This window comes from Caballeronia sp. AZ7_KS35 (assembly GCF_023631045.1).
Taxonomy (GTDB): domain Bacteria; phylum Pseudomonadota; class Gammaproteobacteria; order Burkholderiales; family Burkholderiaceae; genus Caballeronia; species Caballeronia zhejiangensis.
On sequence record NZ_JALQDV010000003.1, the window covers coordinates 371,049 to 397,672 of the forward strand.

Consider the following 26,624-nt stretch of genomic DNA (forward strand, 5'->3'; position numbering starts at 1 on the left):
AGGCATCAGAACGCCAGCGTCGCGCTTGCCATGAAACTGTTGGTGCTCTTGAGCCGGTTCGTGCTCGCGATGCTCGGCACCCAGCGCAAGCTCGCCGAAACGGGATGTTTGCCGCCCACCTTGGTGTCGTAAGTGACGATGGGACCGAGCGAGAAGTCATGTCCGACGAAGCCGTCGAGCCGATCGGCGACTGGGCCGGAGTCCTTGCCGAGCTGCTGAACGGTGCCCATCACGAGGCCTACGCCGACGCCATTGGCGAATTTCTTCAGGCCCATTAGATCGAGCGTGAAGAGCGGGGCGTTTTGATAATCGGTGGCTTGATTGCGCGTGTAGAACTGCAGTCCCGCGACGGCGTCGAATTCCAGGCCGTACTGCGGAACGAGCTTCGTGTACGCCACTTGAGGCACGAAGGTCCAGTTGTTCAGGCTCGTGTTGGCGAGCGCGTTCGGGTCGTAACGGCCGGTCGGCGCCCAGACGTTGAAGCTGAGCGCGATGTGATCGGTGCGCGAGAAGTGGTATCCCGCGACGATCGGCGTGAAGTAGAGGTCAAACAAGTTCGCGGCGCTGTCGCTGCGCGCGCCGTTCAGGCGTCCGACGGACGCGCCTGCTTTCACGTCGGTCCAGACGTAGGGCAGCGTGATGGCGGACGCGAAACTCCATCCGGCCATGCTGCCCCACGAGCGCATCAGGGTAGCGAGCGTGAAGTCGATCTTCGCGTCGACGCCGGCAGTCGCCGTGCCGGCGATCGGCACGGAGCGGTTCGCGCCGATCGAGCCGTCGAGATAGATGTTCTCGAAGTTCACGATGGTCATCGGCTCGGGCGGCACGATGCCCGCGCTCGGGCCGACGCTCATGCCCGCGACAGGCCGGCCGAGCGCGCTTTCGGTTGCATGAGCAACGGGAATGCAGGCCGATGAGGCCGCCAGCATCAGCGCCAGAACTGATCGGCGCGCGGTAAGTCCGCGACGCGTGCCGAATTCAGATAAAACGCATTGCATTATTCCCGTTTCTGGGATTCGATTTATTTTGCTCATTGTTTGAAAAATTGGTGCGTCCAAAAGCGCCGTAATAAATGGATCCGTCTATCTATCCGCTTTGTGAAATATCGCGGTAGACATTAATTGAATTTAATCGCTATTCGTAGGTGTGCGTGTTCCCGCAACGATGGATCGTTGCTGCCTGTACTTGCCGGAGAGAGTTCTTGTTCGTGGCGAATCAGCTCGGCGAACTTTGGAACGGGCGCTAATGGCGATTGAAAAGGATTAAACAGTGCTCAGATTTAGAAACAGATCTTCCGACTGCATTTGGTTGGCGACACTATCAGCGCGCACGTGCGCAGACAAGCTTTGCCGCCGGAATGACAAAGATATGCACAAAGATCAATTATTTTTTTCATTAATACGCTTTGAGAAAATCTCAGCGTGAAGTTTGCGCAAAACGAGTTCGGGGCGCACGATGCGCCCCGAGAAAAGACATGCAAACGCCTGCTTGCGAAAGCTTCAGTCGCCCGACGCTTCCCGCGCGAGCGCGAGATGCTTCGCGAAGGTCGTCGGGTCGGTATTGGTGCCGCACAGCAGCACGCCGACACGCTTGCCTTCCAGCCGCTCGCGCAACGGTCCGAGCAGGGCGGCGGTGGCGGCGGCGCATGCCGGCTCGACCGCCAGTTTGAGTTCACCGAACAACTGCAGCATGCCGTGACGCAGCTCGTTGTCCGACACGGTGACGATCTCGTCGATATGCCGCCGACATAGCTCGTAGCTGTACTGCTCGGTATGCGGCGCCATCAAAGAATCGGCGATGCCGTGCATCGCGCCCATCTTGACCGTGTGATTCGCCTCGAAGCTGCGTTTCATCGCATCCGAGCCTTCCGGTTCCACGCCGAAGACATGCAGCGACGGATTTGCGAGGCGCATCGCCGTCGATACGCCCGCGGCCAGGCCGCCGCCGCCGATCGGCAGGATCACGGCGTCGAGATCGGGCGCCTGCGACGTCCACTCGTAGCCGAGCGTCGCCGTGCCGAGCACCGTGCGATAGCCGTTGAACGGATGGATGAACACGCGTCCTTCTTCCGCTTCGACGCGCCGCACGACATCGAACGCCTCGGCGACGTTCTCCGCGAACACGACTTCCGCGCCGTAGCGCCGGCACAGCGCCACGCGCGCCGGGCTCGCGCTCTTGATGATGACGACCTTCGCGCCCACTTCCATGCGCTGCGCCGCGTACGCGACCGCCACCGCGTGATTGCCCGCCGATACGCACGTGACGCCCGCCGAACGTTCGCTGTCGGTGAGCGCGAGGATATTCGAAAACGCGCCGCGCGCCTTGAACGTGCCGCTTGCCTGCAAGAGTTCGAACTTGAACGTGACCGGCGTGCCTTCGAGCGTCGGAAAGTCGTGGCGCTCGAAGGTCGGGGTGCGCGTCACCCACGGCGTGAGCGCCATATGCTGCTCGGCGATTTCGTCGAGCGTCGGAATCGGCGTGCCGTCGATCGTATTGTCGGAATGCTGCATGGCAGTGGACATGACGTGTTGTCGATCTGGAGAGGTCAACGGGGCTGTGCTTCGACGGACATGCTGTGGATGAACTTGCCCAGGAACGCCTCGCACTGGACGAGCTGTTCGAGCGACACGTACTCGTTCGCCTTGTGCGCCTGTTCGATGTTGCCCGGCCCGCAAACGATGCTCGGCACGCCCGCGTTCGCGAACAAGCCCGCTTCCGTGCCGTAGGCGACCTTGTGCTTGTCCTGATTTTGCGTGAGCGCGCGCACGAGTTGCGTGATCGCGGCCTGCTCGGTGGCGTCGAGGCCGGGCGCGGACGCGAGCTTCGTGAATTCGATCGCCGCGTTGCCGTGTTCCTTCAGCATCTTCGGCAGCAGCGTGTCATGCGCGTACGACTGGATGCGTTTGAAGATCTGATCGGGATCGATCGTCGGCAAATTGCGGAATTCGAACTCGAAGTTGCATTCGGCGGGCACGGTGTTGATCGCGTTGCCGCCTTTTATCGTGCTCGTCTGACCGGTGGTGAAGGGCACGTCGTAGAGTTCGTCGAACGGACCTTGCGCGCGAAACTCGTCGACGAGATCGCGGATGTGGCAGATGAGCCGCGCTGCGTACTCGATCGCGTTCAGGCCCTTCGGCGTCAGCGACGAATGCGCCGCGAAGCCGCGCACGCAGCAGTGATAAGTGTTGATGCCTTTGTGCGCGATGATCGGGCGCATCGATGTCGGTTCGCCGACGATGCAGCCATCGGGTTTGAGGCCGCGCTTTTTCAGGTCGGCGATCATCAGCGGCGCGCCGGCGCAGCCGACTTCTTCGTCGTAGGAAAGCGCGAAGTGGATGGGTTTCGCGAGCTTCGTCGCCTGCATCTTCGGTAGCATGGCGAGCGCGGCGCCGATGAAGCCTTTCATGTCACATGAGCCGCGGCCGTAGAGGAGGCCGTCGCGCACTTCGGGCTTGAACGGATCGCTCTGCCAGTCCTGACCGTCGACCGGAACGACATCGGTGTGACCCGACAGCACGATGCCGCCGTCGGTTTGGCCGTCGTGCGCCGGGACCGTGGCGAAGAGATTCGCCCACTGGCCGCGCGGATCGTTGGTGATGGTCGCTTCGATGCCCGCTTTTCGCAGTTCGTCGCGTACCGTTTCGATCAGGCCGAGATTCGGATTGCGGCTTACGGTATCGATGGATACGAGCCGTTCGATCCACGGCAGGCAAATGGGCGTTTCGGTTCTGGATTGAGCTTCGAGATTCGCCGTGTCAGCGATCTGTGACATATTTTTGCTCCTGCGGGTAGGGCTTGATCATAGCCCAAAAGAATGATGCTGGCCGTAGGGGGCTTTTTGGTTTTTGAGTTTTGGGGCTTTTGAGCTTTGGCGCTTTGGGGTTGTCGCTGGATCCCGTTTTCTTTGTGGTCTATGAGCGTTGCCCCTGTGCGGCGCGGCAGTCACTTTCTTTGCTGCTGCAAAGAAAGCAACCAAAGAAAGCAGCTTCCGATACGCCCGTGGTCACACGCAATTTGGGTAGTCCTCTCGTCCATCGTGGGCTGCCTAAAGAGTGCCCTCATAGGCCCCATCGTGCTTGGCTCGCGCACGGTCCGTCTCATCGCACCACACAACAAACCGGTTCAGCACCAAACAGCTCCAGCCTGCTTCGCGGCCGACCGGTCAATCGGGGATGCATGTGCTTCTTCACTAACGTCTCCATCTCACTACAATCGCCGCCCTTTGGTTTCCCTTGCAGACCCGGCGGCAGCGCGTAGCGCTGTGCGGAAGCTATTTCGTGCTGAACCAACGTTCTGAACACCTTCGGGCGACAGACCGTGCGCGAGCCAAGCCCGATTAGGTATTTGAGGGCACTCGTTAGGCGAGTGCCGCCTGGGACGAGAGAACTACCCAAATTGCGTGTGACCGCGGGCCTGAAAAGCTGCTTTCTTTGCTTACTTTCTTTGCAGCAGCAAAGAAAGTGAGTGCCGCCCCGCACAGGGGCAACGCTAATAGACCGACACGAAACCGGGATCCGGCGACTACAGTAAGCAAAGTGAGCCCCACCCCGCACAGGAGGCAACGCTGACAGACCGAAAGCAAATCGGAATCCGGCGAAAATAAAAAAGTCACCGAACAACAGCGGCCGGTTTCCGAACCGGCCCCCCCAACGCCCGCAACGTCTCCTTGACAGTAGAGATCCGCACCGAGAGATCGGGACTCCGCGACTCGATGCGCAACTTGTCCTGACCCGCGAGCTTGATGTGCTTATGCTTCTGCACCATCTCGATGATCTTCATGCCATCGACGGGCGGATTCGGAACGAACTGCAGCGAGATCGACTGCTCGCCCGCGTCGATCTTCGAGATGCCGAGCGGTTTCGCAGCAAGACGCAGCCGATGCGTCTCCACGAGCGCATGCGCCTGCGGCGGCAGCTTCCCAAAACGATCGACGAGCTCTTCGAGAATGCCATCGATCGCATCGCTCGATTCGCAGTTCGCGAGCCGCTTGTACAACGACAAACGCTCCTGCACATCGGCGCAGTAATCGGCGGGCAGAATCGCGGGCGCGTGCAGGTTGATCTCGGTCGTAGCCGCAAGCGGGGCGTTCAGATCCGGCTCGCGGCCTTCGCGCAGCGCGCGCACGGCGTCGTTCAGCATGTCGGTGTAAAGCTGGAAGCCGATCTCGTGAATCTCGCCCGATTGCTTGTCGCCGAGCACCTCGCCCGTACCGCGAATCTCCAGGTCGTGCATCGCGAGATAAAAACCCGAGCCGAGTTCCTCCATCTGCTGAATGGCTTCGAGCCGCCGCTGCGCCTGCTTCGTCAGCGATTGCGGATCGTGCACCAGCAAATACGCATACGCCTGGTGATGCGAACGCCCGACACGTCCGCGCAACTGATGCAACTGCGCAAGACCGAACTTGTCCGCACGATGCATGAGGATCGTGTTCGCGCTCGGCACGTCGATGCCGGTCTCGATGATCGTCGTGCACAACAGCACGTTCGCGCGCTGGCCGACGAAATCGCGCATCACGCGTTCGAGCTCGCGCTCGTGCATCTGTCCGTGCGCAACCGCGATGCGCGCCTCGGGCACCAGCGCTTCGAGCATCGCGCGCCGATTCTCGATCGTCTCGACTTCGTTGTGCAGGAAGTAAACCTGGCCGCCGCGCTTCAGTTCGCGCAGCATCGCCTCGCGGATCACGCCGTCTTCCTCGCGCCGCACGAAGGTCTTGATCGCGAGCCGCTTCTGCGGCGCGGTCGCGATCACGGAAAAATCACGCAGGCCTTCGAGTGCCATGCCGAGCGTGCGCGGAATCGGCGTCGCGGTGAGCGTGAGCACGTCGACCTCGGCGCGCAATGCCTTGAGCGCCTCCTTCTGCCGCACGCCGAAGCGATGCTCCTCGTCGATGATCACGAGCCCGAGCCGCTTGAACTTCACATCGCTCGACAAGAGCTTGTGTGTGCCGATGACGATATCGACCGAGCCTTCGTTTATCTGCTGCACGGCCGTCGAAACTTCCTTGCCGGTCTTGAAGCGCGACAGTTCCGCGATGCGCACCGGCCAGTCGGCGAAACGGTCGGTGAAGGTCTGCGTGTGCTGTTCCGCAAGCAGCGTCGTCGGCGAAAGAATCGCGACCTGCTTGCCCGCCATCACCGCGATGAACGCGGCGCGCAGCGCGACTTCCGTTTTGCCGAAGCCGACATCGCCGCACACGAGACGGTCCATCGGTTTGCCGCTCGTCATGTCGCCGATGACGGCTGCGATCGCCGCCGCCTGGTCGGGCGTTTCCTCGAAGCCGAAGCTCTCCGCGAACTTGGTGTAGTCGCGCGGCTCGAGCTTGAACGCATAACCTTCGCGCGCCGCGCGGCGCGCGTAAAGGTTGAGCAGCTCGGCGGCCGTATCGCGAATCTGCTGCGCGGCCTTGCGTTTGGCTTTTTCCCACTGGCCGGAGCCGAGCGTATGCAGCGGCGCGCTTTCCGGGTCCGCGCCGCTGTAGCGCGAGATCACATGCAATTGCGCGACCGGCACATACAGCTTCGCCTCGTTCTGATACTCGAGATGCAGGAATTCGGTTTCACCTTCGCCGAGGTCCATCGACACGAGGCCCATGTATCGGCCGATGCCATGCTGCGCATGCACGACGGGATCGCCGACCTTCAGCTCGGCGAGATCGCGCACCATCGAATCGACGTTGCTCGCCTGCTCCTGACGACGCCGTCCGGCGCGGCGCGCGAGCGGTCCGTAAAGCTCCGTCTCGGTGACGATCGACAGCTTCTCCAACGGCAGCGCGAAACCGTTGGCGAGCGGCGCGATGCCGAGCGTGAACTTGCCGTCGGCGGTCAGCCATTCGTGGAACGTGTCGCGCAATTCGCCGCGCAGGCCGTTGTCGGCGAGCAATTGCTGGATCGTCTCGCGACGTCCCGCCGATTCCGCGACGAGCATCACGCGATTGTCCGTCTGCTCCAGATAGTGACGCAGCGCGAGCAAAGGCTCGTCGGCGTGACGGTCGATCGCGAGGCCCGGCAGCGGCACGGCCCAGCCGCCTTCGGGCGTCGCGGGAAACTTCAACTGCGCGAAGGGCTTCGCGAACGTGAAGAAATCGTCGTCTGTCAGAAAGAGCCGGCGCGGTTCGAGCAAGGGCCGCTCGCGATCGTGCGAAAGGAAGTCGTAGCGCTGCTTCGTGTCGTGCGTGAAGCGTTTGATCGCGGCGTCCATATCGCCGACAAACGCGAGCTGCGAGCCTTGCGGCAAGTAATGAAAGAGCGTCGCGGTTTCATCGAAGAAGAGCGGCAGATAGTATTCGATGCCCGCCGAGGGCACGCCATTGCCCATGTCCTTGTAAATCTGCGAGCGGCTCGGATCGCCCTCGAAGACCTCTCGCCAGCGGCTGCGAAAGGCGGTGCGCGCGGCTTCGTCGAACGGGAACTCGCGGCCCGGCAGCAGGCGCACGTCGCGCACCGGATAAAGGCTGCGCTGCGTGTCCGGATCGAACGCGCGGATGGAGTCCACCTGGTCGTCGAACAGATCGATGCGATACGGCAGCGCCGAGCCCATCGGATAGAGATCGATGAGCGAGCCGCGCACGCAATACTCGCCCGGCCGCACGACCTGGCTCACGTGCTCGTAACCCGCGAGCGTCAATTGCGCCTTGAGCTTCGCTTCGTCGAGCCGCTCGCCCTGCGTGAACGAAAACGTGTAAGCCGCGAGAAACGACGCGGGCGGCATGCGATAGAGCGCGGTCGTCGCCGGGACGATGAGGATGTCGCAGCGGCCTTCGCCGAGATCGTGCAGCGTCGCGAGACGTTCCGAGACGAGATCCTGGTGCGGCGAAAACGTGTCGTACGGCAGCGTCTCCCAGTCGGGCAGAAGGCGCACGCGCGCATCGGGCGCGAAGTAGGGGATTTCGGCGGCCAGACGCTGCGCATCGACTGCGCTCGCGGTGACGACCGTCAGGAGCGGCACGCTCTCGCGATACGCGGCGTAGTAGCGCGCGATGGCGAGCGCATCGGACGAGCCGGAAGCGCCATCGAAGACGAAGCGCTGACCCGGTTTCACGAGCGCGATGGGAGAACTGGACTGCGCGTTGACGGCTTTGGAAGGCATAAGGTGTGCATGGAGCCGTCCGGCAAACGCGGGTTCGGAGAGTCGAACCGGCGTGCGCGGGACGTGGTCGCGAAAGACCTATTATAAAATCCGGGCTTCAACTTTGACTTGTTCACCTCATCTGCTCGACTATTCGCCCGTGACTTCGCGCCTGTTCTCACTGATTCCCTGCGCCGGCACCGGCAGCCGCTCCGGCGCGCCGATGCCGAAGCAATACCAGACGATCGCGGGCCGCCCAATGCTCGCGTACACGCTCGCGGCGTTCGACGCGTGCTCCGAATTCTCGCAGACGCTCGTCGTGCTCGCACCGGACGACAACCACTTCGACGCGCGCCGCTTCGCCGGATTGCGCTTCGCGGTCGAGCGCTGCGGCGGCGCCTCGCGGCAAGCGTCGGTGTACAACGGGCTCGTCGCGCTCGCGAAATTCGGCGCGCGCGAAGACGACTGGGTCCTCGTGCACGACGCCGCGCGCCCCGGCATCACGCCGGAGCTGATTCGCAAGCTTGTCGCGGAACTGCGCGACGATGCGGTCGGCGGCATTCTCGCGCTGCCGGTCGCGGACACGCTGAAACGCGTCGCACCGAACATGCCCGATATCCCCACGGACGACGTGCGCGTCGCGCGCACCGAATCGCGCGACGGGCTCTGGCAGGCGCAGACGCCGCAAATGTTCCGGCTCGGCATGCTGCGCGAAGCGATCGAGCGTGCGCGTCACGACGGCCACGACCTGACGGACGAAGCGAGCGCGATCGAATGGCTCGGTCATTCGCCGAAACTGGTTCAGGGCAGTCTGCGCAACTTCAAGGTGACGTATCCGGAGGATTTCGCGCTCGCGGGCGCGATGCTTTCGGCCGGCGCCTGACTCACACTCAACAAAGGTTTGGATCGATGGATTTCAGAATCGGACAAGGGTACGACGTCCACCAGCTCGTCGAAGGCCGCCCGCTCATCATCGGCGGCGTGACGATTCCCTACGAGCGCGGTCTGCTCGGCCACTCGGACGCCGACGTGCTGCTGCACGCGATCACCGATGCGCTGTTCGGCGCGGCGTCGCTCGGCGACATCGGCAGGCATTTCCCGGACACGGCGACCGAATTCGCCGGCGCGGACAGCCGCGTGCTGCTGCGCGAGGCGTTCCGGCGCGTGTCGGAGGCGGGTTTCGCGATCGCGAACGTCGACAGCACGATCATCGCGCAGGCGCCGAAACTCAGCTCCCATATCGATGCCATGCGCGAAAACATCGCCGCTGATCTCGATCTTTCAATGGATCGCGTGAACGTCAAGGCCAAGACGAACGAGAAGCTCGGCTATCTCGGGCGCAAGGAAGGCATCGAAGCGCAGGCCGCGGTGCTTTTGCGCCGGACGTCAATCGACGGCTAAAGCGCGGCGGGAAGCGCTATTTCCCTTCGGCTTCGATCGTCAGCGCGACGGCGTTGATCACCGCGGCGATGCGGCCGACGTCGCGCAGTTGCGTCGTCGACATGCCTTCGGCCACGAGATTCTCGTAGTGCGATTTCACGCAGAAATGGCACTTGCCGACGATCGACGCCGCGAGCGCGTACATCTCGAAGCGCCGCTTGTCGACGCCGCCGTGCGACGCATACGCGTTCATGCGCAAGTTCGCGGGCTGCGTCTTGAGATCGGCGTTGTCGGCCATTTCCAGGTACGGATACCAGACGTTGTTCATGCCCATCAGCGCGGCCGCGGTGAGCACGGCGTTCGTCTCTTCGGGCGACAGCGCGCCCGAGTTGCGAATGATGGCGACGAGCTTCGTCGCTTTCGCGGCAAACGCGGCGGCGAGCGCGACGCCAGCCGCATCGCTGCCTTCGAGCGATGAACGCGCGATCGTGCCGTCGACGTTAAGGCGAATGTCCTTCGCGTAGTCGGGCACCAGTTCCTTGATCGCAGACAGAAATTCCATTGTTTTCTCCTGTTCGATGGCATTAAAAAGCCCGCCGATCGGCCGAAAACACTCGGCTCGATGGCGGGCTTTGCGGCATCCGGAAACGCTTACAGCGTCGCGCCGCCGACGGCACGGTTGCACGGGCAGAGTTCGTCCGTTTGCAAGCCGTCGAGAATGCGCAAGATTTCTTCCGGGCTGCGGCCGACGTTCAGGTTATTGACCGAGACGTGCTGAATGACGTTGTCCGGATCGACGATGAAGGTCGCGCGCAACGCCACGCCGGCTTCCTTGTCGCGCACGCCGAGTTGATCGATCAGTTCGCCTTTCACGTCGCCGAACGAGTAATGGTTCAGCTTGTTCAGGTCTTTGTGCTCGCGGCGCCATGCCAGCTTGACGAACTCGTTGTCTACGCTGCCGCCGAGCAGAACCGCGTCGCGGTCCTCGAAATCGGCCGCCAGCTTCGCGAATTCGACGATCTCCGTCGGGCAGACAAACGTGAAATCTTTCGGATAGAAATAGATGATCTTCCACTTGCCGGGGAAAGACTGCTCGGTAATTTCCTCGAACGCCGACTGGCCGTTCTCTTCGTGATGGTTGAAACCCGGCTTCGCAGCGGTGACAGTGAATGCTTCGACTTTATCGCCAACGGTCTTCATGCGGAAAACTCCTGTGAAATCGTTGAAAGGACAAACTCCAGCCAAACTACCGTATCGCCGTAACGCTCGCGTGACACGTTCATGCCAGGCCGCGCCGAGCGTTGAACCGCTTCATCTTAACCAGAATTAAAAGAGTGCTTCGGCCGTTTCCAGCTTCCGAAACGGGCGCGCTCTAGCCTTCGAAGCGCACGCCGCCTTTCATCGGCGGGAAGTCGATGGTGACTTCGAAGCCGGGCAGAGGCGTGCGGTTGCGCAGACGCAGCGTGCCGCGCTGTCGCGTGACGAGGCGCTGCACGATCGCCATGCCGAGACCGGTGCCGTTCGCCTGCGTGCGCGCCGTATCGACGCGATAGAACGGACGCGTGATGAGCGCGACCTGATCGTCGGGGATGCCGCGGCCCTCGTCCATCACGGAGAGCTCGACCCTGCCGTGCGCGACGCGCGTCTGCAGCGTAATGCGGGCGATGTCGTCGTGTTCGCTGCGGCCGTACTTGCGCGCGTTTTCCAGCAGGTTGCCGACCACGCGGCGCGCATCCGTCGGATCGCCTTCGATGACCGCGCCCTGGGCGAGATCCGTCCGCATGACGACGCCGTCGTCGGCCTGGAAGCGGGCGGCGAGTTCGCTCGCGATCATCGACAGGTCGACGGCCTCGGGCATGCGCTGCATCGGCCGCGCATAGTCGAGAAAGCGCCCGATGATCATGTCCATCTGCTCGATGTCGTCGATCATCGCGAGCTTGGTCGCTTCGTCCGACGGGCTCATCTCCGTCTCCAGCCGCAGGCGCGCAAGCGGCGTGCGCAGATCGTGCGAGATGCCCGCGAGCATCAGCGCACGGTCGGCCTCGAGCTGCTCGAGATCCTGCACCATCTGGTTGAAGCTTCGATTGGTTTCCGCAGCAACGCCCATGCCGCGTTCGGGCAAGGGTTCGGGCGATTGCCCCGAACCGACCTTGCGCGCGGCGAGCGCGAGACGCGCGAATGGCCGATTCACGAGACTTGTGATGAACGCCGCGCCGAACAGCGACAGCGCGAGCGCGAACACGCCCCAGCCGGCCCATTGCAGGCCGGTGACGGTGTCGAGCTGATCGCGATCGAGGGCGACCCAGTAATCGTCGTCGTCGATCTTGAAGCTGATCCATACGCCCGAAATGTCGTTCACCGACTGCGCGATGATCGTCTCGTTGCCGAGCCGCCCGCGCACGTCGCGTTCGATCAGCCGGTTGAGCGATTCATCGGGCTGGAGTTTGTATTTGTCGGTGGTCTCGCGCGGATACACGCGCACGCCTTCGTTGCTCTCCAGATCCTGAAGCAGCGCGCGGCGCAGATCGGGGTCGGAATAGAGCAGGGCGGTGCGCGTGAGCTTGACCACGGCGACGAGCTGAAGCGCCACGCGCTGCGCACGCGGCTCGCGCTCGATGACGCGAAAGCTCTGGAACCACGCCGTGAGACTGACTGCGATGAGCAGCGCGATCAGCGCGAAGGTTCGCCAGAACAGGCCGCCGAACGCGAGCGCCAGTAGCCGCCTGTCGATTCGCATGAGTCTGTCGGGTTCGGCTCGGTGAAGGGGAGAGAGCGTGACGAAACTCGCTTAGGATCGATCAGGCTGCGCCGTCGGGAATGAACACGTAGCCGAGGCCCCACACGGTCTGGATGAAACGCGGACTGCTGGGATCGGGCTCGATCAGCTTGCGCAGACGCGATATCTGCACGTCGAGGCTGCGGTCGAACACTTCGTACTCACGGCCGCGTGCGAGCTCCATCAGCTTTTCGCGCGAAAGCGGCTGGCGCGGATGGCGCGCGAACACTTTGAGTACCGAAAATTCGCCGGTGGTCAGCGGGATTTCCTGGCCGTTCTTCGTGAGCGTGCGCGTCGCGAGATTCAGTGCAAATTCGCCGAACTCGAACACTTCGGTGGTTTCGGACGGCGCGCCCGGCAATTCGGACGGCGTCTGACGCCGCAGCACCGCATGAATGCGCGCGACGAGTTCGCGCGGATTGAAAGGCTTCGGCAGATAGTCGTCCGCGCCCATTTCGAGGCCGACGATGCGATCGACATCTTCACCCTTCGCGGTGAGCATGATGATCGGCGTGCGATCGTTGCTGCCGCGCAGACGCCGGCAGATGGAAAGACCGTCTTCGCCGGGAAGCATCAGATCGAGGACGAGCAGATCGAAACGCTCGCGCACCCACAACTTGTTCATCGACGGGGCGTTTTCCGCAACGTACACGTTGAAGCCCTGTTCACCGAGGTATCGGCGCAACAGATCGCGCAGGCGCGGATCGTCGTCGACGACGAGAATTTTTGAAGGGTTCTTGGTTTCCATGGCGGCATCTTAGCGCGTTTGTTCAAACGCCGAGTTTGTAACAAAAGCGAGTGTAACAGTTCGTTACAAAATTTACGGGGCCTGTGGCACGGCCTAGGGGTTTGCTGCGTACACTGCTTTACCTAAGCCCGCCATTCGGTAGATACTCCATTAGACCAGTGCGTCGCGCGGCACGACCAAGCCGCTTCGAGACGTGCGCGAAAAGACTGAGGCTGTCCGGTTGTCGAGCAACGAAGGGAACAACATGAAGGGAGCGCGGCAGCGCGGACCCGTGCGCAACGAGCGCATTCTCAGAAAGACACTTCTTGCCAGTGCGCTCTACGCAGTACTGAGCACGCCTCACGCCTATGCACAACCGACAGGCTTCGATCGCGGCATCGCGAGTTCCCCGAATCGTTTCGATGGCAGGATGATTCGCGCGCAGCAGCGCGTGGGCAAAGGTTCGGGGTCGTCGAGCCACGATCCGAAGACCGCGGCCATGCAACCCATTCAGCAAGTGGATCAGGCGCCGCCCGCGCGCCCGCCGCGCCACACCGTGATGACCGCCGACGAGCGCCGTCTCTTGCGGCAGCATATCGAAGAAGCGGTGCGCGATCTCTACAAGCGGTAAGCGGCGCGTGCCCGCGATGGACCGACGTGAATTTCTCTCGATTGCCGGTGCGTTCGCGGGAGGTCTCGGCAGCATCGGCGATGCGTGCGCCATCGCACATTCCGACACTTCCTCTGCTTCGATTCGCTCCCTCGTGATCGTCGACCTCGACGGCGGCAACGATGCGCTCAACACAGTCATCCCGATCGCCGATGCGCGCTATCGCGTGTTGCGGCCGAAACTCGCGATATCGAAAGACCGCGCATTGATGCTCGATGAACGCACCGCCTTGCATCCGTCGCTGTTGCCGTTGATGAGCGCGTGGCGCGCCAACGAAATGGCGATCGTGCAGGGCGTCGGCTATGACGCTCCCAATCGCTCGCATTTCCGCTCGCGACAGATCTGGGACACGGCATCGCATGCCGATGAATATCGCGCCGGCGGCTGGCTCGATCGCGTGAACCTGAAGGTGACGCACATCACCTTGCACGGCTTCGACACGCACGAGCGTCAGTCGCACCGGCATGCGGCGCTGCTGGCCACGCTGGCAGAGCGGCTCGCGTCGCTGCGGGCGTCGCTGATCGCGTCCGGCGCATGGAGCCGCACGCTCGTGATGACGCGCTCGGAGTTCGGACGCGCCGCGCGCGAGAACGCCGCGGGCGGCACCGACCACGGCGCGGCCGCGGCGCATTTCATGATGGGCGGAGGCGTGCGCGGCGGACTCTTCGGCATGCCACCGCGACTCGATCGACTCGATGCGGACGGCGGCTTGTCCGTCGGCGTCGACTTCAGAACGCTCTATGCCACGGTGCTCGACGCATGCGGGCAGATCGATTCGTCATCGATTCTCGGCGCGCGCTTCGCGCCATTGCCGATCCTTCGCGTCTAACGCGTCTTCCATGTGATCCACAGCTTGCGGATCGGCGTGAGTGCGATGCGTTGATGCAGCACCCGAAAGTTCTCCCGTTCGATCTCGTCGAAAAGCGCGAAGGACAGCGCTGCCTGCGCGCGCAGCACGCGTTGCGTCGCGCGCTCCGAAGCGGGAATCGCGGCCAGCGCGTCGTCTAGCGCCTGGCGGGCGCGGCTGGTCTGAAAGCGCATGAGGTCCGTGAACGTATCGCCGTACTTGCGATTGATGATGTCCGCGGCCGTCACGTTGAATCGCTGCAACTCGTCGATGGGAATATAGATGCGGCCATTGCGCGCATCGCCGCCGATGTCCTGAACGCGCTCGGCCAGCAGCAACGCGGATCCGAGCGGCGCGGCCCACGACGCGGCCTGCTGCGGATCGCGCGCGCTCGCGCGTGCAACGGCCGTCGCGAATGCGCCGCCCGTCTGATCGAGGTAACGCCGCAAGCCGGGCCAGTCGAGGTAGCGCGCCTGATCGAGATCCATGCCGAAGCCGTCGACGATCGCGGCAAGCGATGCGCGTCCGGCATCGTCGAGAACCGGATGCGCGGCATCGCCCGCGTGCGCCTGCAACGCTTTCGTGACCGGATGCGTGGGCTCGCCGCCATCGAGCCGCCCGAGTTCGCTTTGCCACCATGCGTGCTTGGTGCGGCCGATGGTCGGATCGCTCGTCTCCTTCACGGTCTCTTCGAGCTCGCGATAAAGCGCATAGAGCGCGGTCAGAAGCGGCTGGCTCGCAGCCGGCGCGCGGCGCAGCGCGTAGTACGTGCCGGAACCTTCAGGCGCGGCTTTTTGCTGGCAGTAATCGTCGAAATTCACGAACGGAGCTTGTGGGAGTTCGAGGGGAGGCGGGGTCGGTTCTGGTCGTGCGGTTGGCCGCGCGGCGTTCATTTTATCCGGCGAGGCGCGGCTTCGCTGCGCAGCGGCGGCAGCATCAGCCGGCCGCAAAAACAAAAAACCCCTTTGCCGATGAAAGGGGTTTTCGTGTGGTGCGAGGAGCGGGACTCGAACCCGCACACCCTTGCGGGCGTCAGGACCTAAACCTGGTGCGTCTACCAATTTCGCCATCCTCGCAGCACGGCAGGCGCTCTGGGCTCTTGCGGATGATGACCCGCGCCCGGCGATGCCGCCGTGTCCGGCACCGGTCCACTGTGCCAAGCCCGAGATTCTAACGCATTCATCTGGCGATGTCTGCGAAAATGCGTCGACGGTCCTGAGCTTAAGCGAGGCGCGAGAATCGTCGGCATGGCCGTCGATTCCGGCCATACGCGCCCGAAGATTGCGGCTCGCAGATCGGCTGCCTACAATCTCGTCACACTTCCGCTTCGGCATCGACATTCCCGCTCATGAACCGCAACGCGCGCAATCGCTTCGTCGCATGGCTCGGCATCGCCGCCATGTGGCTTGCCATCGTCGCGCCGGTCATCAGTCAGACGCTCGCCGCGCGCCAGGCCGCCAATCCGCAAGCGGTGCTTTGCACGGTCGATGCGACTGCAACGGACTCGCACGCCGGCCAGCACGACGCCGGGAGTCATGTCGACGCCTGCTCCTACTGCGGACTGCTCGCGCAGAATCTGCCGATCGTCACGGGCGTCGTGCATGACGTCGCGCTGATCGAACGCGTCACGCGCGTGCCTGCCGTCGCGAACGTCGAAGACGTCACCTCGAAATCCTTCAACGCCGCGAGCCCGCGCGCGCCGCCCGTCCTCTCCTGAAGCCTTCCTTCGTCTGACCGCATCGATGTTCGTCGCGCACATGAGCGCGATGGACGTACGACCGCTCGTCGGGAATATCGTCACGGCACTGACGGTACCTCCGATGCGCGCTCATCGCAAAAATACTCAACGAGATTCGCCATGCTTGCACCCGACCTGAACGCGGCGCCAGCGACGCCGAGCGCGGAAGTCATCGCGCATCGCCGCACGCTGTGGCGCTGGCATTTCTATGCGGCACTCTTCGTGATGCCGCTCCTCATCGTGCTCGCGATCACCGGCACGATCTACTGTTTTCAGCCGCAGATCGAGCCGCTGCTGTATCGCGACCGGATGATCGTCGCGGACACGCACGCCCCGCAACTGTCCCGCGATATCCTGCTCGCCAAGGCTGCCGCGAGCGAACCGCGCGGCGCCGTACCGACGCTCGCGCAAATCGAAACCGATCGCACGCGCAGCGCCGAATTCGTCTTTCGCCTGCCATCGGGCGAAAGCGAAAGCGTCTACGTGAACCCGTACGACGGCACCGTGCTCGGCACGCTTTCCGTCGAACATCGATTGATGAAACAGGTGCGCAACCTGCATCGCGGCCTGATGCTCGGCAAGACCGGCGAGCTGCTGATGGAACTCGCCGGATGCTGGACGCTCGTGATGATCGGCACGGGTATCGCGCTGTGGTGGCCCAGCCGGTCGAACGCGAGACAGGGCGGCGTGTGGCTGCCCCGGCTATCGCTCCAAGGGCGCGCGTGGTGGCGCGATCTGCATGCGGTCGGCGGCGTGTGGCTCGCGGTCGGCGCGCTCTTTTTCGTTCTCTCGGGATTGCCGTGGTCGGGATCGTGGGGCAAGCAATTCAAGGCGCTTGCGACGACCGCATCGCTCGGATATCCGAAGGGCGCGTGGGGCGAGGCGCATGTGCATTCGACGGCCCCAGCGACCTCGAACAACGAACACGCGATGCACGGCATGCAGATGAAGATGGACGATCTGCCGCTGCATCAGACGCCGTGGGCCGTCGGCGCGACAACGGTGCCGCAAGGCGCGAATGCGTCGGCTTCGGCTGCGCGCGTGTCGATCGACGACGTGGTCGCGCTCGCCGCGAAAAACGGTGTCGCGGATGACTACGGCATCGCGCTTCCGTCCAAGCCGACGGGCGTCTACACGGTCTCGTATTTCCCCGCCGATCCGCGCGCCGAACGCACGCTGCACATCGATCAATACAGCGGCCGCGTGCTGTCCGACATCGATTACGCAAGCTACGGCGGCGTGGCGAAAGTGATCTCGTACGGCACGTCGCTGCATATGGGGCGCTACTTCGGGCTTCTGAACCAGATCGTCTGCTCGGCGATATCGCTCGGGCTCGCGGCGTTGTCCGTGACGGGCTTCATCATGTGGATGAAACGCCGGCCCGCGCGCGAACTCGGCGCGCCTGCGCGGCCCACGAAGCGCCCGCCGATGCGCGCCTGGCGCGGCAGCCTGACGTTGCTCGGCGTGATTTTCCCTTTGATGGGCGCGACCATGCTCGCCGTCTGGTGCTTCGACCGGCTTGCGTTCGGGGCCAAGCGCGCGGCTGCCTGACGAACCCGCGCGCCTCGTTCGGACTTATTTGGAACCGAATCTGAGGCGCGTGAGCTGCTCGGCTTCGTTGGCGAGCAGCCGCGCCGCATCGCGGATCGCCGTTTCGAGCGTGATCGGGCCGGGCGCCGGCGAGAAGCAGCCGCTGAAAAATTCGGAGAGCCGCGGCAGCGCGGCCGAATCGACGGCGCCCGACAGCAACGACGCCGGCACGCCGTGATCGCGCGCGTGCTTGCAGGCGATGAACGGCGCCTTGCCATGCAGCGTCTGCACGTCTGAACGGCCTTCGCCCGTGATGAGCCAGTTCGCGCCTTCGAGCGCGGCGTCGAGCCCGATTTCGCGCGCCACCACCTCCGCGCCGGTCTCGAAACGCGCGCCGAGCATGTGCAGCGCGAACCCGAGCCCGCCCGCCGCGCCCGCGCCGGGTTCGCTGCGTTTCGCGACGCCCATCGCGGGTTCGAGCAGATCGGCGAAATGGGCGAGGGCGGCGTCGATGGTGGGCACTTGCTCCGGCGTCACGCCTTTCTGCGGCCCGAAGACCGCCGTCGCGCCGTGATCGCCGGTGAGCGGATTGTCGACATCGGACATGCCGACGAACTCCGCGTCCTTCACGCGCGGATCGAGCCCGGAAGGGTCGATGCGCGCGACTCGCCCGAGCGCCGATGGCACCGGATGGAGCTCCTTGCCGTCTGCGTCGAAGAGTTTCAGCCCGAGGCCGACGAGCAGGCCCGCGCCGCCGTCGTTGGTGCTGCTGCCGCCGAGCGCCACATAGAATCTGCGCGCGCCGGAATCCAGCAGCGCGCGGATCGCCTCGCCCATGCCGAGCGTGCTGCGCTCGGTGACGGGCACGGCCATGCCGTCCGCATCCGTGATGCCCACGACTTCCGCCGTCTCGATAATCGCGCTGCCGTCGTCGAGCAGGCCCGTGGCGGCGTCGCGGCGTGCGGCGGCCGCGCCCCGCACGTTGAGCATGCGCCGCTCGCCGCCTGCCGAGAGCATCGCGTCGAGCGTGCCTTCGCCGCCGTCGGCCATCGGACGGATACGGATATCGGCGTCCGGCCGCGCGCGCCTGATGCCTTCCGCGACGGCGTTCGCGACGCCTTCCGCGGAGAGCGAGCCCTTGAACGAATCGGGAGCGATGACAACTACGGGAGCAGCGGACGTGGCGTTAGGCATGGTGTCTCGAATGTTCTGATGTGGAAGCAAGGATTGAAAAGCCGCGGCGAGGCTCCATCTATGCGTATGTCGCATGCGCTTCATGCCTTGCGGCAATGGATTGCGCGCCGGAGCGCTTCGCCGCTCGAATCATGCGCCGGCAAGCTTATCAGCGCGGCGCGCGACGCAAAATAGCGGCGTGCCGATAGCGGGAATTCTGCGCGGGAGAGCCGGTCAGCAAAACGCGGATTTACGCCGAAATGAGCGTCGAAAACTGGCACTTTTCGAGTCAAATCGGACCGAAACGCAGTGTTTGCAGGATCGTCGGACGGACCGCGCGGAATAGTTTGCTAAAATGCTTGGCTCTGTTGACTGACACCGTGTCGGGCGACGTTCCGGCACTCCCGCGAGACGCTTATTCTGGGCGTCTTCCGGCGCCAGGCGTCGATTTCGGCCGGCTCAGGCAGAGGCCGCATCCGGACCCGCGCCTTTAGAACCGCGGAAGAACCGAACACCGAATTTACGATTTACTCTAGGACGATTTCAGCCATGGCTAACGTAGTTGAGAACCTCGGCAAGCTCGAACGCCGCGTGACGATTTCCCTGCCGAAGGACACGGTGCAGAAGGAAGTGGATTCGCGCATCCGCCAGTTGGCCAAGAATGTGCGCATGCCGGGTTTCCGCCCGGGCAAGGTACCGCTCAAGATGGTGACGCAACAGTATGGCGGCCAGGTCGAAGCCGAAGTGCTGAGCGACAAGGTCGGCAAGGAATTCTTCGATGTCACGCGCGCCGAGAACCTGCGTGTCGCGGGCCAGCCGAGCTTCGCGCCGAAGTCGGAAGCCGCAACGGACGCCTACGCCTTCGACGCGACCTTCGAGGTCTATCCCGAAGTGCGCCTCGGCGACGTGGCGACCGCTGAAATCGAACGCACGGTCACGACCATCTCCGAAGCCGAAGTCGATCGCACGCTGGACATCCTGCGCAAGCAGCGCGTGCATTTCCACGCCCGCGGCGAAGCCGGCGAGCACGGCGACGGCGGCGCGGACACGGCAGCCAAGGAAGGCGACCGCGTAACGCTCGATTTCGTCGGCAAGATCGACGATGTCGCGTTCGAAGGCGGTAGCGCACAGGACTTCGCATTCGTGCTGGGCGAAGGCCGCATGCTGCCCGAGTTCGAGCAAGCCGCGACGGGCCTGAAGGTCGGCGAAGAGCGCACGTTCGACCTCAAGTTCCCGGATGACTACCACGGCAAGGACGTGGCGGGCAAGACGGCGCAATTCACGATCACCGTGAAGAAGATCGAATGGCCGCATCTGCCGGAAATCAACGCCGATTTCGCGAAGTCGCTCGGCATCGAAGACGGCGACCTCACGAAGATGCGCGCCGAGATCAAGGACAATCTGGAGCGTGAAGCGAAGCGCCGCACGCAGCAGATCGTGAAGAATCAGGTCATGGACGCGCTCCTGAAGATCTCCGAACTCGACGTGCCGAAGGCGCTGATCGAACAGGATCAGCAGCGCCTCGTCGAAATGGCTCGCCAGGACCTGCAACAACGCGGCGTGCCGAATGCAGCCGACGCGCCGATCCCGGCCGAAATGTTCGCCGAGCAGGCCGAGCGTCGCGTGAAGCTGGGCCTCGTGCTGGCCGAACTCGTGAAGGCCAACGAACTGCAGGCGAAGCCCGAGCAGATCCGCGCTGAAGTGGACGAATTCGCCAAGAGCTACGAAGACCCGAAGGAAGTCGTCCGCTGGTATTATTCGAACCAGCAGCGCCTCGCCGAGATGGAAGCGTACGTCGTCGAAAGCAACGTCGTCGATTTCGTCTTGGGCAAGGCCAAGGTGACCGACAAGGAAGTCAGCTTCGAGGAACTGGCCAGCGCAACGGCGCAAGCCTGACGCGTTAGGCAAGGGGCGTGCGGAGTCGTCGGACTGACGGCTCGCACGCCTTTTTTGCATTAAAGTTGGGCGTTTGCATGCCGTTCTAGTGGATGTTCCTTTGTCGTTCAGTACCCTTATTCCGAACAAGGAAATTGCATGACCTTTCGCGCTGAATTGCTCGACACGTTGGCGTCCCACGCACCGCGGGATTTCGAAGCCCAGGCGCTCGGCCTCGTTCCGATGGTCGTGGAAACGAGCGGCCGCGGCGAGCGTGCCTATGACATTTACTCGCGTCTCCTCAAGGAGCGCGTGGTGTTTCTCGTCGGTGAAGTGAACGACCAGTCGGCGAATCTCGTCGTCGCACAGTTGTTGTTCCTCGAAAGCGAGAACCCGGACAAGGACATCAGCCTGTACATCAACAGTCCTGGCGGCTCGGTCTCGGCCGGCATGGCGATTTACGACACCATGCAGTTCGTGAAGCCGGACGTTTCGACGCTGTGCATGGGCCTCGCCGCAAGCATGGGCGCATTCCTGCTGGCGGCCGGCGCGAAGGGCAAGCGCGTCGCGCTGCCGAACGCGCGCGTGATGATCCACCAGCCGCTCGGCGGCGCACGCGGCCAGGCGTCGGACATCGAGATCCAGGCACGGGAAATCCTGTATCTGAAGGAACGTTTGAATCAGTTGCTGTCGCATCACACGGGTCAGCCGGTCGAGCGCATCGCGCGCGACACGGATCGCGACAACTTCATGTCGGGCGACGATGCGCAGGCTTACGGCCTCGTCGACCAGGTGCTTCACAAGCGTCCCTGAGGCGTCCGGAGCGGCGCCGCGCCGGCGCTCGGAGACGAAGCCGGCGAAGCGTGCGAAGTCGCGCATTGGGCGCCACGCCAAAACGCGCTCCGGCGGTCCTCGCGGGTGCGAATCTGCGTCGCGGAATCGAAGCGCGTATCATGTAACAAGAGTGTCCGGAGGCTTACACATTTATGGCGGACAAAAAAGGTTCCAGTAGCGAAAAGCTGCTGTATTGCTCGTTCTGCGGCAAGAGCCAGCATGAGGTGAAGAAGCTCATCGCTGGGCCGTCGGTGTTCATCTGCGATGAATGCATCGACCTGTGCAACGAGATCATTCGCGACGAGGCAGCCGGTGCGGCGGAGGAGGCCGGGCTGACCAAGTCCGACCTGCCGAGCCCGCAGGAAATCAGCGATATCCTCAATCAGTACGTGATCGGCCAGGAACGCGCGAAGAAAATTCTCGCGGTGGCCGTGTACAACCATTACAAGCGGCTCAAGCATCTCGACAAGAAGGACGACATCGAGCTGTCGAAGAGCAACATTCTCTTGATCGGGCCGACCGGCTCGGGCAAGACGCTGCTCGCGCAGACATTGGCGCGCATGCTGAATGTGCCGTTCGTGATCGCCGATGCAACGACGCTGACCGAAGCCGGCTATGTCGGCGAGGACGTCGAGAACATCATTCAGAAGCTGCTGCAGAATTGCAATTACGAAGTCGACAAGGCGCAGCGCGGAATCGTGTACATCGACGAGATCGACAAGATCAGCCGCAAGTCGGACAACCCGTCCATTACGCGCGACGTGTCGGGCGAGGGCGTGCAGCAGGCGTTGCTGAAGCTGATCGAAGGCACGATGGCGTCGGTGCCGCCGCAAGGCGGACGCAAGCACCCGAATCAGGATTTCATCCAGGTCGATACGACCAACATCCTGTTCGTCTGCGGCGGCGCGTTCGACGGACTGGAAAAGGTCATCACGGATCGCACCGAGAAGACCGGCATCGGTTTCGGCGCGAGCGTGAAGAGCAAGCAGGATCGCGACGCGGGCGAAGTGCTGCGCGAAGTCGAGCCGGAAGACCTGATCAAGTTCGGCCTGATTCCGGAGCTGATCGGCCGTCTGCCCGTCGTGGCGACGCTCGGCAAGCTCGATGAAGCCGCGCTGGTGAAGATCCTGATCGAGCCGAAGAACGCGCTCGTGAAGCAGTATCACAAGCTCTTCGCAATGGAGCGCGTCGAACTGGAAATCCGTCCGGCGGCGCTTCAGGCCATCGCGCAGAAGGCCATTCGCCGCAAGACCGGCGCGCGCGGGCTGCGTTCGATTCTGGAACAGGCGTTGCTCGACGTAATGTACGAACTGCCGACCATGAAGGGCGTTTCGAAGGTGATCGTCGACGACAACACGATCGACGGAGACGGCAAGCCGCTGCTCATCTACGAAGACGCACCGAAAGTAGCAGGATCGAACTGAAGCAGGCTGTGTGTCGGCGAAAGGCCGTTCATGGCGACGTGAACGGCCTTTTATTTTTGTCGGTTTATCTTGTGGACGTTACTGACGCGATCTTTGACTAACGACTTTTCCCTTCCGATAAAGGCTTGCAATAGCTCTGACCGGCCTTATTTACGACTGAACTGATTCCACTAATGGGGAAATGAAATGTCAGGAACCCAACTCCTCCCGCAGGAACGCATTACGCTGCCGCTGCTCCCGCTGCGCGACGTAGTCGTTTTCCCGCATATGGTGATTCCGCTCTTCGTCGGGCGGCCCAAGTCGATCAAGGCACTCGAAGCCGCGATGGAAGGCGGCAAGCACATCATGCTCGTCGCCCAGAAAACGGCGGCGAAGGACGAGCCGACCGAAAAGGACATGTACGAAGTAGGGTGTGTCGCCAACATCCTGCAAATGCTGAAACTGCCCGACGGCACGGTGAAAGTGCTCGTCGAAGGCCTGCAGCGCGCGAAAACGCTGTCGATCGAAGAGCAGGAAACGCAATTTTCCTGCGATGTGATGCCGCTCGAGCCGGATCACGCCGATAGCGCCGAAACCGAAGCGCTGCGCCGCGCGATCGTGTCGCAGTTCGATCAGTACGTGAAGCTCAACAAGAAGATTCCGCCGGAGATCCTGACGTCGCTGTCGGGCATCGACGAGGCGGGTCGTCTTGCCGACACTATCGCCGCGCATCTGCCGCTCAAGCTGGATCAAAAGCAGCACATCCTCGAGATGTTCCCTGTGATCGAGCGTCTGGAGCATCTGCTCGCCCAGCTCGAAGCCGAAATCGACATTCTTCAGGTCGAGAAGCGCATCCGTGGCCGCGTGAAGCGCCAGATGGAAAAGAGCCAGCGCGAGTACTACCTGAACGAGCAGGTCAAGGCGATCCAGAAGGAACTGGGCGAAGGTGAAGAGGGCGCGGATCTCGAAGAGCTCGAGAAGCGCATCGCCGCCGCGCGCATGCCGAAGGAAGCCAAGAAGAAGGCCGACGCCGAGCTGAAAAAGCTCAAGCTGATGTCGCCGATGTCCGCGGAAGCGACTGTCGTGCGCAACTACATCGACACGCTGATCGGCTTGCCATGGCGCAAGAAGAGCAAGGTCAACAACGACCTTTCGAATGCCGAGCGCGTGCTCGACGAAGACCATTTCGGTCTCGAAAAGGTCAAGGAACGCATTCTCGAGTACCTCGCGGTGCAACAACGCGTCGAGAAGGTGAAGGCACCGATTCTGTGCCTGGTCGGGCCTCCGGGCGTCGGCAAGACCTCGCTCGGGCAGTCCATCGCTCGCGCGACGAACCGCAAGTTCGTGCGTATGGCGCTCGGCGGCGTGCATGACGAATCCGAAATTCGCGGCCACCGTCGCACGTATATCGGTTCGATGCCCGGCAAGATTTTGCAGAGCCTCACGAAGGTCGGCGTGCGCAATCCGCTTTTCCTGCTCGACGAAGTCGACAAGATGGGCATGGATTTCCGCGGCGATCCGGCATCCGCGCTGCTCGAAGTGCTCGATCCGGAACAGAACCATACGTTCGCGGACCACTACATCGAAGTGGACTTCGACCTGTCCGACGTGATGTTCGTGGCGACGTCGAACTCGCTGAACATTCCGCCGCCGCTGCTCGACCGGATGGAAGTCATCCGCCTGTCGGGTTACACGGAAGACGAGAAGGTCAGCATCGCGACGCGTTACCTGTTGCCGAAGCAGAAGCGCAACAACGGCCTGAAGGACGGCGAGATCGACGTCACGGAACAAGCGATCCGCGACATCATTCGCTACTACACGCGTGAAGCGGGCGTGCGTTCGCTCGAGCGTGAAGTATCGAAGATCTGCCGCAAGGTCGTGAAGATGCTGCTGCTCAAGAAGGCGGAAGGCGCCGTGAAGGTCGACGGCTCCAACCTCGACACCTTCCTCGGCGTGCGCAAGTACGACTTCGGTCTGGCCGCGAAGGAAAACCAGATCGGTCAGGTGACGGGTCTTGCGTGGACGGAAGTGGGCGGCGATCTGCTGACGATCGAAGCAGCGGTGATGCCCGGCAAGGGCGGCGTGATCCGTACGGGTTCGCTCGGCGACGTGATGAAGGAATCCGTCGAAGCGGCGCGCTCGGTCGTGCGTTCACGTTCGCGCCGGCTTGGCATCACGGATGAGTCGTTCGAGAAGAAGGACATCCACATCCACGTGCCGGAAGGCGCGACGCCGAAGGACGGTCCGTCCGCCGGTATCGCGATGACCACGGCGCTGGTCTCGGTGCTGACCGGCATTCCGGTTCGCGCGGATGTCGCGATGACGGGCGAAATCACGCTGCGCGGCGAAGTGCTGCCGATCGGCGGATTGAAGGAGAAGCTGCTGGCAGCGCATCGCGGCGGCATCAAGCTCGTGCTGATTCCTGAAGAAAACACGAAGGATCTGGCCGACATCCCCGACAACGTGAAGAACGCCATCGAGATCGTGCCGGTTCGCTGGATCGATCGGGTGCTGGAACTGGCGCTCGAACGTGCGCCGGAGTCGTTGCCCGAAGACGAAGCGAAGGCAACGCCCGTCGCAGCCGAACAGCAGAAGGACACGCCAGCAACGGGCGAAGTCGTGAAGCACTGAACGCTTGTCGCGGCACGGTTTTAACGCCGTGTTGCGTGAGCGAGGCTAAAAACCCGCGGGCAACCCACCCGCGGGTTTTCTTTTTTGCGCGCGGCTTTTCGAAGAGAACTTCTAAAACGCCCGAAGGCCGCGCCGAATAAGGCTCAACCCCGGTTGACACGTGTCTTTCGGCTAAGTTAAATGAGCGCCGCATCCAATCTTATCGAGATGCGATCCGCTTCGATGCCGGACCACATCGATTAAAACGTGCCAATACTGATTCGGGGATCACAATGAACAAGACGGAATTGATCGACCATATCGCGCAGCAAGCCGATATCTCCAAGGCCGCCGCCGGCCGCGCGCTCGATGCGGTCATCGGCGGCGTGAGCGCGACGCTGAAGAAGGGCGGCACCGTGACGCTCGTTGGCTTCGGCACGTTTGCCGTCGGCAAGCGCACCGCGCGCACGGGGCGCAATCCGCGCACGGGCGATGAGATCAAGATCAAGGCCGCGAAAGTGCCGAAATTTCGCCCTGGCAAAGCGCTGAAGGATGCGCTAAACTAGCGGACTCGCTGGATACGGACCTTCGCAAAACGAAGTGTGAATCCAGCAGCAGCGCAAACCGAGTGAATTGCGGACCGGGTGCTTAGCTCAGTTGGTAGAGCGGCGCCCTTACAAGGCGTAGGTCGGGAGTTCGAGCCTCTCAGCACCCACCAGGTCACAGTTCATTGCGCGCTACCCGGAGCGGTAGTTCAGTCGGTTAGAATACCGGCCTGTCACGCCGGGGGTCGCGGGTTCGAGTCCCGTCCGCTCCGCCAGATTCGACAAAAAATCCCGTAAGCTTCACGGCTTGCGGGATTTTTGTTTTGGCGCGTGCTCGTTAAGAATGCTAATCATTGCTTCGCATCATTGAATGCTTGCTGGACGCAAACTTTCAACTGAAACATCGCCCGTTACGAAAAGGGGACGCGAGAATTTCACATCGGGCGGTGCAA

Annotated in this window: 21 protein-coding genes and 3 tRNA genes; 13 read left to right on the plus strand and 11 right to left on the minus strand. The window is 62.8% G+C overall.

Features of this window, described 5'->3' with window-relative positions; all coding sequences use genetic code 11:
• Nucleotides 1-5: 5 nt before the first annotated feature.
• The 4 genes from NCT05_RS07915 to mfd form a co-directional block, all read right to left on the minus strand.
• Nucleotides 6-929 (minus strand): SphA family protein, encoded by a 924-nt coding sequence (locus NCT05_RS07915; protein WP_250502015.1) that lies wholly within the window; start codon nt 927-929, stop codon nt 6-8.
• Between the two features lie 570 nt (nt 930-1,499).
• Nucleotides 1,500-2,522 (minus strand): threonine/serine dehydratase family protein, encoded by a 1,023-nt coding sequence (locus tag NCT05_RS07920; protein ID WP_175980116.1) that lies wholly within the window; start codon nt 2,520-2,522, stop codon nt 1,500-1,502.
• A 23-nt stretch (nt 2,523-2,545) separates the two neighbouring features.
• Nucleotides 2,546-3,772, minus strand: coding sequence for an acetylornithine deacetylase (gene argE / locus NCT05_RS07925; protein WP_244808066.1), 1,227 nt, complete (start codon nt 3,770-3,772; stop codon nt 2,546-2,548).
• An 836-nt stretch (nt 3,773-4,608) separates the two neighbouring features.
• Nucleotides 4,609-8,085 carry a transcription-repair coupling factor gene (gene mfd / locus NCT05_RS07930; RefSeq protein ID WP_008349786.1) on the minus strand — a complete coding sequence of 1,159 codons (3,477 nt, stop codon included), beginning with the start codon at nt 8,083-8,085 and terminating at the stop codon, nt 4,609-4,611.
• A 139-nt stretch (nt 8,086-8,224) separates the two neighbouring features.
• Here mfd and ispD point away from each other — a divergent pair, with 139 nt between their 5' ends.
• Together ispD and ispF are read left to right on the plus strand one after the other, a co-directional pair.
• Nucleotides 8,225-8,947 (plus strand): 2-C-methyl-D-erythritol 4-phosphate cytidylyltransferase, encoded by a 723-nt coding sequence (ispD, locus tag NCT05_RS07935; RefSeq protein ID WP_250502044.1) that lies wholly within the window; start codon nt 8,225-8,227, stop codon nt 8,945-8,947.
• A 26-nt stretch (nt 8,948-8,973) separates the two neighbouring features.
• Entirely contained in the window at nt 8,974-9,465 is a 492-nt protein-coding gene (gene ispF / locus NCT05_RS07940; RefSeq protein ID WP_008349780.1) for a 2-C-methyl-D-erythritol 2,4-cyclodiphosphate synthase, read from the plus strand.
• 16 nt (nt 9,466-9,481) lie between these two features.
• Here ispF and NCT05_RS07945 read toward each other — a convergent pair whose 3' ends face one another.
• The 4 genes from NCT05_RS07945 to ompR form a co-directional block, all read right to left on the minus strand.
• On the minus strand, nt 9,482-10,006 hold the full coding sequence (locus tag NCT05_RS07945; protein ID WP_008349777.1) for a carboxymuconolactone decarboxylase family protein: 525 nt from the start codon (nt 10,004-10,006) through the stop codon (nt 9,482-9,484).
• 89 nt (nt 10,007-10,095) lie between these two features.
• A complete protein-coding gene (locus NCT05_RS07950; protein ID WP_008349775.1) occupies nt 10,096-10,644 on the minus strand; it encodes a peroxiredoxin in 549 nt (182 codons plus the stop codon).
• Between the two features lie 172 nt (nt 10,645-10,816).
• Entirely contained in the window at nt 10,817-12,181 is a 1,365-nt protein-coding gene (locus NCT05_RS07955) for an ATP-binding protein (RefSeq protein WP_250502016.1), read from the minus strand.
• 61 nt (nt 12,182-12,242) lie between these two features.
• Nucleotides 12,243-12,968: an osmolarity response regulator transcription factor OmpR gene (gene ompR / locus NCT05_RS07960; RefSeq protein WP_008349770.1), complete on the minus strand. Its 726-nt coding sequence runs from the start codon at nt 12,966-12,968 to the stop codon at nt 12,243-12,245.
• Nucleotides 12,969-13,212: 244 nt separating this feature from the next.
• On the opposite strand from ompR, the gene NCT05_RS07965 reads away from it, so the two are divergent.
• Together NCT05_RS07965 and NCT05_RS07970 are read left to right on the plus strand one after the other, a co-directional pair.
• The gene (locus tag NCT05_RS07965; RefSeq protein WP_250439695.1) at nt 13,213-13,578 is read left to right on the plus strand and encodes a hypothetical protein; all 366 of its coding nucleotides are present in this window, start codon (nt 13,213-13,215) and stop codon (nt 13,576-13,578) included.
• Between the two features lie 16 nt (nt 13,579-13,594).
• Nucleotides 13,595-14,446 (plus strand): DUF1501 domain-containing protein, encoded by an 852-nt coding sequence (locus NCT05_RS07970; RefSeq protein WP_244808069.1) that lies wholly within the window; start codon nt 13,595-13,597, stop codon nt 14,444-14,446.
• On the opposite strand, the gene NCT05_RS07975 is transcribed toward NCT05_RS07970, so the two are convergent.
• Together NCT05_RS07975 and NCT05_RS07980 are read right to left on the minus strand one after the other, a co-directional pair.
• Nucleotides 14,443-15,285 carry a squalene/phytoene synthase family protein gene (locus tag NCT05_RS07975; RefSeq protein ID WP_008349765.1) on the minus strand — a complete coding sequence of 281 codons (843 nt, stop codon included), beginning with the start codon at nt 15,283-15,285 and terminating at the stop codon, nt 14,443-14,445. The genes NCT05_RS07970 and NCT05_RS07975 overlap by 4 nt on opposite strands.
• A 168-nt stretch (nt 15,286-15,453) precedes the next feature.
• A tRNA-Leu gene (locus tag NCT05_RS07980) sits at nt 15,454-15,540 on the minus strand.
• 272 nt (nt 15,541-15,812) lie between these two features.
• Between NCT05_RS07980 and NCT05_RS07985 the strand changes: the two genes are divergently transcribed.
• Both NCT05_RS07985 and NCT05_RS07990 read left to right on the plus strand, forming a co-directional pair.
• On the plus strand, nt 15,813-16,181 hold the full coding sequence (locus tag NCT05_RS07985) for a DUF2946 domain-containing protein (protein ID WP_250502017.1): 369 nt from the start codon (nt 15,813-15,815) through the stop codon (nt 16,179-16,181).
• 141 nt (nt 16,182-16,322) lie between these two features.
• Nucleotides 16,323-17,753: a PepSY-associated TM helix domain-containing protein gene (locus NCT05_RS07990; RefSeq protein WP_250502018.1), complete on the plus strand. Its 1,431-nt coding sequence runs from the start codon at nt 16,323-16,325 to the stop codon at nt 17,751-17,753.
• 24 nt (nt 17,754-17,777) lie between these two features.
• Here the strand turns inward: NCT05_RS07990 and NCT05_RS07995 are convergent, their stop codons facing one another.
• Nucleotides 17,778-18,926 (minus strand): glycerate kinase family protein, encoded by a 1,149-nt coding sequence (locus NCT05_RS07995; RefSeq protein ID WP_250502019.1) that lies wholly within the window; start codon nt 18,924-18,926, stop codon nt 17,778-17,780.
• Between the two features lie 528 nt (nt 18,927-19,454).
• Here NCT05_RS07995 and tig point away from each other — a divergent pair.
• The 7 genes from tig (at nt 19,455) to NCT05_RS08030 (ending at nt 26,447) form a co-directional block, all read left to right on the plus strand.
• On the plus strand, nt 19,455-20,801 hold the full coding sequence (tig, locus tag NCT05_RS08000) for a trigger factor (RefSeq protein WP_008349757.1): 1,347 nt from the start codon (nt 19,455-19,457) through the stop codon (nt 20,799-20,801).
• Between the two features lie 138 nt (nt 20,802-20,939).
• Complete coding sequence (clpP, locus tag NCT05_RS08005) at nt 20,940-21,593, plus strand: ATP-dependent Clp endopeptidase proteolytic subunit ClpP (RefSeq protein WP_008349755.1); 654 nt, start codon at nt 20,940-20,942, stop codon at nt 21,591-21,593.
• A 173-nt stretch (nt 21,594-21,766) separates the two neighbouring features.
• Nucleotides 21,767-23,038 carry an ATP-dependent Clp protease ATP-binding subunit ClpX gene (clpX, locus tag NCT05_RS08010; RefSeq protein WP_008349753.1) on the plus strand — a complete coding sequence of 424 codons (1,272 nt, stop codon included), beginning with the start codon at nt 21,767-21,769 and terminating at the stop codon, nt 23,036-23,038.
• A 186-nt stretch (nt 23,039-23,224) separates the two neighbouring features.
• Nucleotides 23,225-25,648, plus strand: coding sequence for an endopeptidase La (lon, locus tag NCT05_RS08015; RefSeq protein WP_008349749.1), 2,424 nt, complete (start codon nt 23,225-23,227; stop codon nt 25,646-25,648).
• A 212-nt stretch (nt 25,649-25,860) separates the two neighbouring features.
• On the plus strand, nt 25,861-26,193 hold the full coding sequence (locus NCT05_RS08020; protein WP_279613068.1) for an HU family DNA-binding protein: 333 nt from the start codon (nt 25,861-25,863) through the stop codon (nt 26,191-26,193).
• Between the two features lie 76 nt (nt 26,194-26,269).
• Nucleotides 26,270-26,345, plus strand: a tRNA-Val gene (locus NCT05_RS08025).
• 25 nt (nt 26,346-26,370) lie between these two features.
• A tRNA-Asp gene (locus NCT05_RS08030) sits at nt 26,371-26,447 on the plus strand.
• The last annotated feature ends 177 nt before the right edge of the window (nt 26,448-26,624 follow it).